Source organism: Chryseobacterium sp. IHB B 17019, assembly GCF_001456155.1.
Lineage (GTDB): Bacteria > Bacteroidota > Bacteroidia > Flavobacteriales > Weeksellaceae > Chryseobacterium.
Genome location: NZ_CP013293.1, coordinates 52,252 through 65,497, shown reverse-complemented (window position 1 = coordinate 65,497; position 13,246 = coordinate 52,252). Strand labels below are relative to the sequence as shown.

The 13,246-nt window shown below is 33.8% G+C and carries 10 protein-coding genes; 3 read left to right on the top strand and 7 right to left on the bottom strand.

The features are described from left to right. Nucleotides 1–58 precede the first annotated feature (58 nt). Nucleotides 59–2,359, top strand: coding sequence for a GAF domain-containing protein (locus ATE47_RS00310; RefSeq protein ID WP_062160090.1), 2,301 nt, complete (start codon nucleotides 59–61; stop codon nucleotides 2,357–2,359). A gap of 45 nt (nucleotides 2,360–2,404) precedes the next feature. On the opposite strand, the gene ATE47_RS00305 is transcribed toward ATE47_RS00310, so the two are convergent. After that, nucleotides 2,405–3,571 carry a Pycsar system effector family protein gene (locus tag ATE47_RS00305; protein ID WP_062160089.1) on the bottom strand — a complete coding sequence of 389 codons (1,167 nt, stop codon included), beginning with the start codon at nucleotides 3,569–3,571 and terminating at the stop codon, nucleotides 2,405–2,407. Between the two features lie 38 nt (nucleotides 3,572–3,609). On the opposite strand from ATE47_RS00305, the gene ATE47_RS00300 reads away from it, so the two are divergent. Then, the gene (locus ATE47_RS00300; RefSeq protein WP_335338440.1) at nucleotides 3,610–7,314 is read left to right on the top strand and encodes a metallophosphoesterase; all 3,705 of its coding nucleotides are present in this window, start codon (nucleotides 3,610–3,612) and stop codon (nucleotides 7,312–7,314) included. Between the two features lie 80 nt (nucleotides 7,315–7,394). Here the strand turns inward: ATE47_RS00300 and ATE47_RS00295 are convergent, their stop codons facing one another. From ATE47_RS00295 to ruvX, 5 genes are all read right to left on the bottom strand, one after another. After that, complete coding sequence (locus ATE47_RS00295; RefSeq protein WP_062163388.1) at nucleotides 7,395–8,264, bottom strand: hypothetical protein; 870 nt, start codon at nucleotides 8,262–8,264, stop codon at nucleotides 7,395–7,397. 5 nt (nucleotides 8,265–8,269) lie between these two features. Next, complete coding sequence (mazG, locus tag ATE47_RS00290; protein ID WP_062160087.1) at nucleotides 8,270–9,043, bottom strand: nucleoside triphosphate pyrophosphohydrolase; 774 nt, start codon at nucleotides 9,041–9,043, stop codon at nucleotides 8,270–8,272. Between the two features lie 113 nt (nucleotides 9,044–9,156). After that, nucleotides 9,157–9,714, bottom strand: coding sequence for a DUF5606 family protein (locus tag ATE47_RS00285; RefSeq protein WP_062160086.1), 558 nt, complete (start codon nucleotides 9,712–9,714; stop codon nucleotides 9,157–9,159). A 76-nt stretch (nucleotides 9,715–9,790) separates the two neighbouring features. Next, on the bottom strand, nucleotides 9,791–10,363 hold the full coding sequence (gene def / locus ATE47_RS00280; RefSeq protein ID WP_062160085.1) for a peptide deformylase: 573 nt from the start codon (nucleotides 10,361–10,363) through the stop codon (nucleotides 9,791–9,793). Continuing rightward, entirely contained in the window at nucleotides 10,360–10,776 is a 417-nt protein-coding gene (gene ruvX / locus ATE47_RS00275; RefSeq protein WP_062160084.1) for a Holliday junction resolvase RuvX, read from the bottom strand. The genes def and ruvX overlap by 4 nt, the downstream gene beginning before the upstream one ends. A 114-nt stretch (nucleotides 10,777–10,890) precedes the next feature. On the opposite strand from ruvX, the gene ATE47_RS00270 reads away from it, so the two are divergent. Then, nucleotides 10,891–11,367 carry a SixA phosphatase family protein gene (locus ATE47_RS00270; protein WP_062163387.1) on the top strand — a complete coding sequence of 159 codons (477 nt, stop codon included), beginning with the start codon at nucleotides 10,891–10,893 and terminating at the stop codon, nucleotides 11,365–11,367. A 195-nt stretch (nucleotides 11,368–11,562) separates the two neighbouring features. Here ATE47_RS00270 and ATE47_RS00265 read toward each other — a convergent pair whose 3' ends face one another. After that, nucleotides 11,563–13,107 (bottom strand): serine hydrolase, encoded by a 1,545-nt coding sequence (locus ATE47_RS00265; RefSeq protein ID WP_062160083.1) that lies wholly within the window; start codon nucleotides 13,105–13,107, stop codon nucleotides 11,563–11,565. Nucleotides 13,108–13,246: the final 139 nt, after the last annotated feature.

Below are 13,246 nucleotides of genomic sequence, written 5' to 3'. Positions count from 1 at the left end.
ATATCAACCACAACCCTGAAGTTGTGGTTTTTTTTTAACTTTACTTAAATTTCAGCTTTTGTCAAATCTTTACAAAAAAGAAGCTCCATTTCAGGTATTCATTTCGTTCAAAAAGTATTTGGATGTGTTGGAACATATCCGGTACAATGACCGTTTGGAATACCGTGTCAACTATGCCCAATCGCTGATTGACAAAACAAAGAATTTTCAGGAATTCAAAGATGGGTTTCAGGATATTGCTCTGCTTGAAAAACACGAAGAGCTTATCAAACTTTTGTTAGCTGATCTTTTCCCAACCGGTCTCACCAATAATGAAATAAAAGCGGCAAGTATTCCACTGTCAAATATTACTTTTAATTATACGGAAAGATTTAAAAACATTCTGAAAGATGCCGGAAAAGACTTTGAAATAGAGCTCAGAAACATAGATGACGATGAATTTTATGTCTTCTGCTGTTGCCTTATATTGCAAAGCTACTTTAAAAAGAATATAAAAATCACACAACCTTTTTACTATGATATTCCCAACAAACAGGGAATCATGAAACATTATAAAATTACGGTAAACTCAGATTTTACAGAAATTTTTCCTACCGATAATGCTAAAATTCCTTCTGATGAAGTATTGGATACTCTTTTAGAGAACATAGATGATTTTAAGCTTTGGAAAAAATATTTTCCACCAAGTTCATGGATATTGAAGGGTTTCACTATTATTTCCCTTGTTGATTGCACTTCCGAGGTTGCCCTATCAGATTTAAAGTCAAGCATGATAAGCATTGATCCTGAAAATCTTTCGCCGGATGAAAACCTGATCGAGATTTTTAAGTCATATTTTGATGTACCTGAACTTAATTTCGGGTTAATGCTTTTCAACAAAAAAGATCAAAGGCTTGAAAAACTTCCTATTTATGAAAATCTGTTTACAAATCATATTTTAGATTTCTGGATTAATGCTTTTGATGAAGAAACCAGAAAAAATACATTTAACAATCTGAATCACAATTCCAAACCGATCGTTATTTCAAATGTAGAAAAACTGGATCATGAGATAAAATCATTACCATCATTTAAAATTTTAAAGAACAATAAAATCAACAGTTTCATGGTCATTCCAATCATGAAAGACAATGAATTACTGGCGATTATGGAATTCACCTCTCCTGTCCCAAACAGCTTCAACGGATTAAAGCTAAAGAAGATGGAATTCTTTACGGATATGATTTTGTTTTCTCTGAACCGTTTCAGCTTTGAAAAAAATTATCAGATCGAAGCAATTATTCAAAGGGAGTATACGACCATTCACGACAGTGTGGTCTGGAAATTCAGAAATGAAGCGGAAAAATATTTCAATGCTTCCCTTTCAAAAAAAATATACACTTTAAAACAGATTTCGTTTAAAAACCTTACGCCGTTATTTGGTTTTTCAGATATTCGTTCGTCTTCGGAGAAACGTTTTAATTTAATGCTGGAAGATCTTAATCAGCAGATTGAATGTCTCCATGGAATTTTTTCGCTCGTAAATTCGGATTCAGAAAAATATTTATTAGCATTGGACATTTTTGAGAATGAGCTGAATAATGAAATTAAAGCTGACAGCGAACAGCGTTTTCAAAGGCTGTTGAGGGAAGAAATCCATCCTTATTTACAGGCCAAACTGGAAATAAAATCTTCAAGTGAAGTAAAAGCAAAAATTAAAGATTATTTCGCACAGGTTTTTACTCAAAATGATCTTTTTTACGGCAACAGGAAAAGCCTGGACGATTCTATTACTTTAGTTAACAGAAAGTTAGCCGACATGTTAGATGAAAGTCAGGTAAAAGCGCAACAGATTTTTCCTCATTATTATGAAAGGTTCAAATCCGATGGTGTTGAACATAACTTATATACCGGCCAGAATATTGCTCCGGAATTGCATTACCATTCAAAAATTGTCCATAAACTAAGATACTGGCAGTTGAAAACGATGTGTAATATGGAACTTGAATTTCAGAATTTTAAGAAAGATCTTCCCATTTCACTCGATATTGCTTCATTAATTTTTGTCTATAATGAAAAAATCGACATCCGTTTCCGAATGGATGAAAAACGATTTGATGTAGATGGGGCCTACAATTCTTACTACGAAATCATTAAAAAAAGACTCGACAAAGCCCACATTAAAGATTCAACAGAAAGAATTACATGTCCCGGAAAAATCACAATTGTCTATTTCGGCATGGAAAATCAAAAAGAATATCTGGAATATATTAATAAATTACAGAAAAAAGAGATTCTTCAAAATGATATTGAATTCTTAAAAGTCGAAGATTTACAAGGAATTACAGGTCTGCTTGCATTAAGAGTTTCTTTAGCATAAAACTAATTATCTGAAATGAGTTTAATATAGCTTATTTTTCATCTTTTAAAGTGATAGAAACGCATAACCAAAAGATAATACTGAAATAATAATTCCTGCCATAAAAATTTTATACGTAACGGACAAAAGCCTGTATTTTCTATCTAAAACCTTTCCCAAATAGTATAAATCTTTCACCATAGAATCGTAAATATACTCACGATCTTTGATTAAATCTTTCATTGCATAGCTGTAATCATCGAAAATCATTCTATTAAAATTCCCAAAGAATAAAAGATTTACTTTTCTGTCCGCTACATCCTGGTTGGTAAATTTTGTCTTTGTAACGTTTGGTTTCGTAGACAATATGGCAAAAATAATCGTCAAAACACTTGAAAACAACAGCAAAAAAGTTGGAATAATCAAGTGAGAATTTTTAGGAGTATCCAGTTTCGGAACCAAAACAGAAAGGCAAACCGAAATGATAATCGCATTTACGGAAAGCAAAATATTGGCTTTGCTATCGGCAATATCACTCAATCTTGTATGGTTATTCAACGTAACTCTAAACAAAGTATCGACACTTCTGTCTGATTTTGATTCTTTTTCTTTTTTGTTTTCAGAGCTTTCTTTTTTATCTTCTTCTTTTTCTAGTTTTTTCTCAATTTTCTTAATATTTTTCTCTTTCAAAGGTTGCCAGTATTCTTTTGCAAAATCAGTATAAAATTTATGCTTATTTTTCAGCATATCGAGATTTCCTGCGTTCCATTCATCATTAGAAAAACATCTTACATTCGTAAGTTCCCATTCTTTCCTTAAAGCATCTGAAATATCATTGTAATCATGGCTTGCAAAGTGGCTGCAATCTGCATCTTTTACAATTTTTTCCAAAAGGTTTTGAGGTTCATAAGTGATCTTTGTTGCCAAAATTAGTTTTGTAACATCATCAATATAGCTTTCGGGATAATTTTCTTTTTGAAGAAAATTCTTCATAATTCCAACTCCTTTTTCTTCATGATTTTCAGCTGATTCTGTATATCCCGCATCGTGAAACCAAAGTGCCAATAATACTTTCTCCTGGTCTTCTTTGGAAACAGATGTATTTTTCATAATTTCCTCAGCCTTGTTGACTGTATACGTAGTATGTATAAAATTATGATAAAAATATACCGAAGATAGCTTATCTTTGAATAAGATTTCAACATAATCTTTGGCTTTTTGTAAAATGTTCATCATCGAAATTTTGTTAATGTAAATTTATGAATTTATCCTTGAAAACTCATCTAAAAAACACTTCCGTTGTCCTTAGAGTAGTATTATCTGCCGGAGTTCTCTATTCCTGCGCAACATATAACGTAAAAAAGGGTAAAAACTTATCTGAAATAGAAAGTTCTGATATAAAATCTGAAAATGACTTTAAAATTTTCTTAATTGGTGATGCCGGAAATGCAGATGAAGCTCAAGCTCAAAATACATTGAATTTACTTAAAGGCCAACTAGAAACAGCGGATAAAAATTCAATGCTAATTTTTTTGGGTGATAATATTTATCCCATCGGAATGCCTAAAGAATCTGATAAAAATTATTCTTTAGCAAAACAAAAACTCGAAAATCAATTAACCATTACAAAGAATTTCAAGGGAAAAACATTGATAATTCCCGGGAATCACGACTGGTACAACGGCTTGGACGGCCTGAAAGCTCAGGAAGAATTTGTAAAAAACTATTTTAACGATAAAAAAGCTTTTCTCCCGAAAAACTCCTGCCCAATTGACGATATAAGCTTAACAAAAGATATAAAATTAATTGTCATTGATACGGAATGGGCTTTACTAAACTGGGATAAATATCCGGGTATCAATAAAAATTGTGATATCAAAACGAGGGAAGATCTTTTCATTGAATTTAAAGATTTGATTAATAAAAATCAGGACAAAAAAATTATTGTCGCCCTCCATCATCCCATTATCAGCAGTGGGACCCATGCAGGCTATAATTCTGCAAAATCACATCTTTTTCCTTTAAAAAGTAAAATTCCGGTTCCGGGAGTGGCCAGCGTAATCAATGTATTGAGAAGTTCTTCGGGAGCAAATCCGGAAGATATTAATAATCAACATTATGCTAATTTAGCTGACCGAATAAAAAGTATAGTTCAGGAAAAAGAAAATGTTATTTTCGTTTCGGGACATGACCATAATCTGCAATATCATCAGGATAGGAATATCAGACAAATCATCAGTGGGGCCGGTTCAAAAGTTGATCCCGCAACCATTGGCGAGAAAACTGATTTTTCTTATGGAGGAAGTGGTTTTGCTATTTTAAATATTAGAAAAGATCAAAGTTCAGACGTTGAATATTATTCTACGAAAGATAATAATTTAGGGAAAATTTCACACATTCAGGTGATGGATAAACCTAAAGGATTTGTCAATAATTACCCGAACTCATTTCCTTCAACTCTTTCAACTACAATTTATCCTAAAAAATTAACAGAAAAAGGAAAATTTTACAGATGGCTTTGGGGAGAGCATTACAGAAAATATTACGGAATGCCAATTGAAGCCTCTACAGCCAATCTTTTCGAGCTTGACGGAGGATATACACCTTTCAGAGAAGGTGGTGGAAATCAATCAAATAGCTTAAGACTAAAATCTAAGGACGGACAGGAATTTGTAATGAGAGGCGTTAAAAAAAGTGCAGTTCGTTTTCTTAACAATATGGCTTTTAAGAAAAGTACTTTCGGAAATGAATTAAACAATACTTTCCCGGAAAAATTCTTACTCGATTTCTATACAACCAATCATCCGTTCACCCCTTTTGCAGTGGGAAATATGGCAGACAAACTGAATCTTATCCACAGCAACCCGAGATTATATTATATCCCTAAGCAACAAGCTTTAGGTGAATACAATGTCAATTATGGCGATGAAATGTATATGGTTGAAGAACGGTTTTCTGCAGATCCGAAAACTTTAGAGGCTTTAAATAATGCAAAAGACATTGTTTCAACAGATGATGTTCTTAAAAATTTTAACAAAAATTACAAATATTCTGTAGATCAGGAAACTTACATCAGAGCAAGAATTTTTGACATGCTGATCGGTGATTGGGACCGACATGCGGACCAATGGAAATGGGCAGAATATCAGGATGGTGACAAAATAATTTACAAGCCGATACCGAGAGACAGGGATCAGGCCTTCAGTAAATATGATGGTGCTGCTTTCAAAATCATCATGAATATTCCGGCAATCCGACACATGAAAACCTTTAAAGATGATATTAAAAGTGTAAAATGGCTGGCGATGGAACCCTACCCTCTTGACCTTATTTTCTTAAAAGGCTCAACTGAAAATGAATGGATCGAACAGGCAAAATATATCCAGGAGCATTTGACAGATAAAGATATTGACGAAGCTTTCAACAATTTACCGAAAGAAGTAAAAGATGAAACGATTGCAGATATTCAACGAAAATTAAAATTAAGAAAGACCAAATTACAGTCTTACGCTTCACAATATTATGATGTTTTACAGAAAAAAGTTCCGTTGGCAGGAACGGTAAATCCGGACAAATTCGTGATTACAAAAACCGGAAATTCAGTTAATGTAAAACAGTATAAATTAGACAAGAATAAAGAAAATCCCGAATTGGTTTTTGAAAAAACTTACGAAGATTCCAAAACGAAAGAGCTGTGGATTTATGGTCTTGAAGATGACGATATTTATGAAGTATCAGGTGATGGAAAGCCTAAAACCAACATCAGATTAATCGGAGGATACAACCACGACACTTATAACGTTGCGAATGGAAGCAAGGTGAGAATTTATGACTTTAAGTCGCAAAAAAATACATATAATACGCATGGTACGACGAAAAATATTTCGGACGACTATGATATTAATACTTACAACTACAAGCACCCCAAATATAATTTCTTCGCAGGCTATCCCAACGCAGATTACAATCCGGATGACGGGGTGATACTGGGCGTTTTGGCAAATTATACCGTGAATAATTTTATCCGTGCACCTTATACTCAAAAACATAGTTTAAAAGTTAATTTTTACACTGCTACGGGTGGATTTAATGCTGTTTACAGAGGAATTTTCAAGAAAGCAATTGCAGGTTGGGATTTTAACCTTGATGCCGGTTTTACCACTCCGCGTTTTACTGAGAACTTCTTCGGGCTGTCCAATGAAAGTGAATACGATAAAGACGTTACAGAAAGGGAATACAACAGGGCAAGAATTTCTAAATTTAATTTCGCTCCTTCTATTTCCACAAAAAGCTGGGCGAATTTATTTCATCAATTTCAATTAACTTTTGAAAATAATAAAGTTCAAAGGAATGGTGACCGTTTCGTAGATATCTCTCCAGATGTAAGACCAGATGTTTTTAATAATCAACAGTTTGCAGGAGCAAATTACACTTTCAGTTATAAAAATCTGGACAATACGGCCTTCCCTACTCTAGGCTTGGAATTCACCGTAAATGCTGATTGGAAAACCAATCTTTCAAATTTTGATAAAAACTTTTTAATCCTGACAGGAACCTTATCTTTTGATCATAGAATCGATAACAGAGGCAATTTTGTTTTTGCCAACTCCAGCAATGCTATGTGGATCAACAATAACAATTTTGAATTCTATCAGGCTGCAGCAATCGGCGGGAATAACGGGATGAGGGCATTCCGAAACGACAGATTTTCAGGAAGATCCTACTTTACAAATAATTCGGAAATCCGTTGGGATTTTGGAAGAGTAAAAAATAATATTGTCCCTGCAAATATGGGAATTCTAATAGGTTATGACATCGGAAGAGTATGGAATGACCATGAAGATTCTAATAAATGGCACCAGTCAATTGGTGGTGGATTCTGGCTGAGCATTGTAGAGATGTTCTCGGCAAGACTGAATTATTTCACGGGTTCTGATGGCGGAAGAATTTCTGCCGGTGTTGGAATGACTTTTTAAACCAAAATAACGAAAAGCAAGAATTTTATTCGTTTGTTGAATAATAAAAATCCGCAGAGAAATTTCTGCGGACTTTGTTTTTAGTTTAAATTAAATCTATAGGCATTTCCTCCTTCTTTTTTATCCTTTTCATCAGCAATCAGAAGGGTTTTGTCGTCAAGAAAAACGATGGCTTCTTTTTGAGAATTATGATTTAATGATATTCTTTGGATTTTTGTTTTGCTAAAATCATTTGTATCAAATCCAGAAAGAACATGAATATTTTTATGTGTTAACAAAACAATCTTATCTTTTGTACTGTTAACCGTAGCGGAAGTAATGGCGGCATCACTGTAACCTCCCTGAAGCTTTAATTTCCCTATTAATTTTGCCCCAAAATCACCCTCTTTATTTGGAACTTGGAAAACCAGAAATGTACCGTCAAAACCTTTGCTTCTGTTTTTTGTGAAAAGATAAAAATTTCCGTCCATTTCTATAAAAGCTTCACAATCATATAACCAATTTGATTTTTTTGGAGGAAATTCTACCTGACCTTCATAATGGAATTTTGTAGTTTGAACTACCTTTGTGGTCGTCTGAGAAGTATCTTTTAAATCAACTTTTAAAATAGCTAAATCCTGCCTGTCATTGTCATTATTCCCAAAATCTCCGATGTAAATGTTTCCTTCCGGATCGTTGGTAATATCTTCCCAGTCATGGTTTTCAGTATTTTCTACCAAGACATCGTTTGTAAGATTTCCTTTTTGATCCAGTCCGTAGATAACATTTTTATTTCCCTGATCCTCAATAGCCCAAATTGTATTTTTATCCTTTGATAAGGTAATTCCTGAAACTTCCTTCAACTTTTTGGGTAAAGAAAATTCAACGGCCAAAGTATCTGATTTTGACTGATCTGCTTTAGGGTTACAGCTTAAAAATAAAAGTGTTGTGGCTGTAAAAAAAATATTCATTTTCATTAGGTTTTATTTAAAATTTTCGCTTCTTCCCAAAGCATATCCATTTCTTCCAGAGACATATTTTCCAGTTTCAAATTCTTATCCAAAGCCAAATTTTCCATTTGTTGGAATCTCGAAATAAACTTCAAATTCGTTCTTTCTAATGCTGAATCCGGATTGATCCCGGAAATTCTCGCATAGTTAATTAATGAGAAAAATACATCTCCCAATTCCTGTTCTTTTTTATCCAAATCTGTTTCCGTATGAAATTCCTGAATTTCTTCATCTACTTTTTTCCACGCATCTTCCGCATCATGAAATTCAAATCCTATTCCTTTTACTTTTTCCTGAATTCTATATGCTTTTACCAAACTTGGCAGGCTTTTCGGAACTCCGCCCAAAATGGATTTGTTTCCTTCTTTTAATTTTAACTTTTCCCAATTCTGCTTTACTTCTTCCTCGTCTTTCACCTTTGTATCACCGTAAATATGGGGATGACGGAATATCAGTTTTTCATTTAAAGAATTAATTACATCAGCAATATCAAAACTTTCTTTTTCTGAACCTATTTTCGCATAAAAAACTAAATGCAGCAGAACATCACCCAATTCTTTCTTAATTTCCTGTAAATCTTCCTGCAAAATAGCATCCGAAAGTTCATACGTTTCTTCCAAAGTAAGGTGACGAAGCGATTGCAAGGTCTGTTTCTGATCCCATGGACATTTTTCACGCAGATCATCCATAATGTCTAATAATCTTCCGAAAGCTTCCAGTTTTTCCTGTTTGGTGTTCATAATTGAGAATTCAAAGTCTTACAAATTTAAGTAAATTATTAAGTTTTTATGTCTAGAAACAAAAAACCTCGCCATTTCTGGCAAGGTTTATATTTTTAATTCAAAGTAATGAATTATCCTTGTTTTCTGTGCGTACTTTTTGGAGCTGATTTTGCCGTAGAAGTAGCTTTTACTTTTGGAGTTGCAGGTTTTTCAGCTTTCGCAGCCTTTTTAGGAGCTTCTTTTTCAATGCTCACTTCTTCTGCAGGTTCACCCTCCAAAGTTTCGGGCTCAGCTTTTACGAAGCTGTCCGGAGTGATATATCCTGCTTTGTGAAGAATGTTGTACCATTGAGCCAATTTCTTGATATCAGAAGCATAAACTCTTTCTGTATCGTAGTTTGGAAGAGAAGCTGTCATGAATTCTTTCAGTTCTGCATCGTTTGATTTGTGAGAAATCGTTTCTTTGTAATCGTTGTTTTTAGCAATATTTTCAAAAACTTCGAACAAAGGAACCTCTTTATCAATCGTAAACATAGCGATATTATCCAACAAGCTTACCTGGCTGGAGTTTCTGATGCTTACTTTTTTCTTAGTTGTAACATCTTCAATGATAAATCCGTTTCTTAGTTGAGAAACTAATTTGTAAAGTCCTGGTTTTCCTGAAATTGAAATTATTTTTTCTAACAGCATAATTTTATTTTTTGTAAATCCTGCAATCAGCTTCAGCTTTTTGCTCTTTATTATTTATTTTTTTAATCCTTAATTATTATTTTGGAAATCTCATTTTATAATTGATGCTTACTTCACCCTGGGTGATTTTTGTCAATTTACCTTTTACCAGCTTCTTTTTCAAAGCACTCAAATGGTCAGTAAACAAGATTCCTTCAATATGATCATATTCATGTTGAATTACGCGGGCTCTAATATCGGAAAAAGTTTCTGTATGTTTCACAAAATTTTCGTCATAATATTCAATTATGATCGTATCCTTTCTTTTCACATCTTCTCTTACGTCCGGAATAGAAAGACATCCCTCATTAAATTTCCATTCTTCGCCGGATTCTTCAAGAATTTTAGCATTAATGAAAACTTTTTTAAATTCTGTCAGCTCATCCTTAATATCTTCATAATCCTCATCTTCTGCCAAAGGACTAACGTCAATCACAAACAGGCGAATATCCAACCCGATCTGTGGTGCAGCCAATCCTATGCCATTTGCACTATACATCGTTTCGAACATATTGTCTATCAATTCTTGTAAATCCGGATAATTTTTGTCTATATCCTTACTTACTTTCCTTAAAACTGGATCCCCAAAGGCTCTTATCGGTAAAATCATCTTGTTCTTTGTTCTAAAAAATTCTGCAATATGATGGTTGCGCTTACTTTATCTATTAATCCTTTTTCCTGTCTCTGCTTTTTGCTTTTTCCACTTTGGGAAATAAAAAACGAAGCCATTTTGGATGTAAATCTCTCATCAAAGCGGTTGACTTTAATAGTTGGAAATTCTTTTTGAAAAATTTCTATAAACTTTAAAATATCTGTTTCCACTTCAGAAATATTCCCTTTCAAATCTACAGGAAGCCCGATTACTACTTCATCCACTTTATTTTCATTGAAATATTTTTTTAAAAATTCCACTAAAAGCGAAGTTTTTACCATATCCAGACCGCTCGCAATGATCTGCATATCATCCGTTGCAGCAATGCCACAACGCGCCTTTCCATAGTCTATTGCAAGGATTTGTCCCATAGGATTGCAAATTTAGTAAATTTTAATGATTTTATTCCATACACAGTTTTTTTTATAAATCATGTTTTATTCCATTATTTTTTTTATAATTTTAATCTTCCAAAAAGCAATAATATGAAGAAACTCATCCTTGTAAGACATGCAAAAAGCGACTGGCCTGAAGATACAGAGGACTTTGACAGACCACTGGCAGATAAGGGACTGAAGGAAGCTTTGCACATGTCTCGATTCATGAAAGATAATAATGTATCGATCGATTATTTCGTATCGAGCCCGGCCGTACGTGCCTTAAATACTTGTGAAATTTTCAACCAGGCGTATAAAATCAATATTTTAACGGATGAAAAACTTTACAATCCTTCAGAAAGAAATTTTGAATCGGTAATTTACGACTTGGATGATAATCACAGTTCAGTAGCCTTTTTCTCTCATAACAACGGAATTTCCAATTTCGCCAATTCTATTTCCGAAGACATTTTCCACTTTCCGACTTGCGGTGTCGCCGGTTTTGAAATCGACTGCAATTCATGGTCAGAATTCGATGGCGCAAAAAAGAAATTATTATTTTTTTATGATCCGGGGAAAATTTAGTTATATCAAAAGAAACTTAGTCTACACGCAAAAATTCCCCTCCTCTGGAGGGGTGGCGAAAATTCATAAGAATTTTTGACGGGGTGGTTTATTATATGAATTTTAAAAGTGAATGGTCAAAGTCAATTTTGGCTAAAGCCAATCTCAACCTAAAAAGAAAAACGGGCTAAAGCCCACTCCTATTAATAAAATTAGTTATTTTCTTCTCAAATCCAGATCATCAAAATCAAAGCTAAAATCCGTAATATCCGAAATTGCCTTTAATCTTGCTGACTCAGCTTTTCCTGTCTCATCATAATCAAAAATAATGTAGGCATCGGCATCATAGCTTCTGTCGTCCCATTTAATAATGAAAGTATTATTTGAGAAAGGCAGCAATTCACCTTTTAGTCTTGGAGAATTTTTACATAAAATCCTATATCCGTTTCCTTGTTGAGAAATTTCTACACCTCCGAACCATTTGTCATTATAGATTCCAATAAATTGTTCTGCTTTTGGCTGAAGATTTTTCTCTTTTTTGAAAGCCTCGGATTTTGCAAAAGCTTCTTTCTTTTCTTTATTAAATCCTTCTTCCATTTTAGACATTCTTTCACTGTATGTTTTCAGCCAATTTCTGTCTGCAACGCCAAGATAAGAATCTTTAACTGTATTGGTTATGGTATTGAAAGCCGCACCGGATTGCTGATTCGTCAACACTACAATTCCTAATTTCATGTCCGGAATTAAGGTAAATTGAGTCACTGTTCCGATTAATCCGCCGGTATGCTGAACTTGTTTATGACCTTTAACATCACTTAAGAACCAACCCAGCCCATATCCGTAAAAACTTGTATCATAAGGATTTTTTGCTGCAACTCCCGCAGGAATCTGCAAACTCCAGAGCTGCTGTACATTTTTATCCGAAACTAATTTCTTGCCGTCTTTTGTCGTAAAATTATTCAATAAATATTCTGCCCAAAGCGTCATATCCTTAATATTACTCATAATTCCGCCGGCTGCATTAGCCGTTTCGTTCCAATCATGAGGAACCGCAATTGCTTTTCCATCAACCGGAGCGTGTGCATCAATTTTATTTGAAACAACTTTAGCCCTGTTATAGCTTCCAAAACTTGAAGCCATTCCGACAGGCTTCATAATTCTCTGTTCGACAAATTCTGCCCAACTTAACCCCGAAACTCTGTGAATCACTTCTCCGGCAACAATAAACATGATATTATTATAATCTAAAGTCGTTCTGAAAGGGTTCTCAGGCTTTAAATATCTTACATTATGAACAATATCGTTCACCGTTAAGCTTCCGCCTTCAGGGAAAAACATTAAATCTCCCTGCCCAAGGCCTAATCCTGCCCTGTGAGTCACTAAATCTTTAATCGTAACATTTTGAGAAACATACGGATCATACATTTGAAATTCCGGGATATATTTTGAAACTTTATCGTCCCAATTCAGTTTTCCTTCATCCGCTAATATCGCCAATGCTGTACAGGTAAAACCTTTTGAATTTGATGCAATTCCGACCAACGTATTGTCATCCATCGGCTGTTTTGAGGTTAAAGAACGTACTCCAAATCCTTTTGAATAAATAACTTTTCCGTCTTTGATAATTCCGACAGACATTCCCGGGACATCGAAGGTTTTTAAGGTATTTTGGATTAATTCGTCCAGTTTTTTCTCCTCAACCTGCGCATTGAAAATCCCAACAAAAAAAAGGAGAAGGAAAAAAGAAAGTTTCTGCTTCATTTTTTTAATTTTCCCCAAATTTAATCAATTCAAGTTTTATAATTAAATTTGAACTAAATAACCAAATAAATATTATTTCAAATCTTACAGAAGATCAATTGACATTAAAGATGTTTGTAAATCTTAACAAAAAATAATT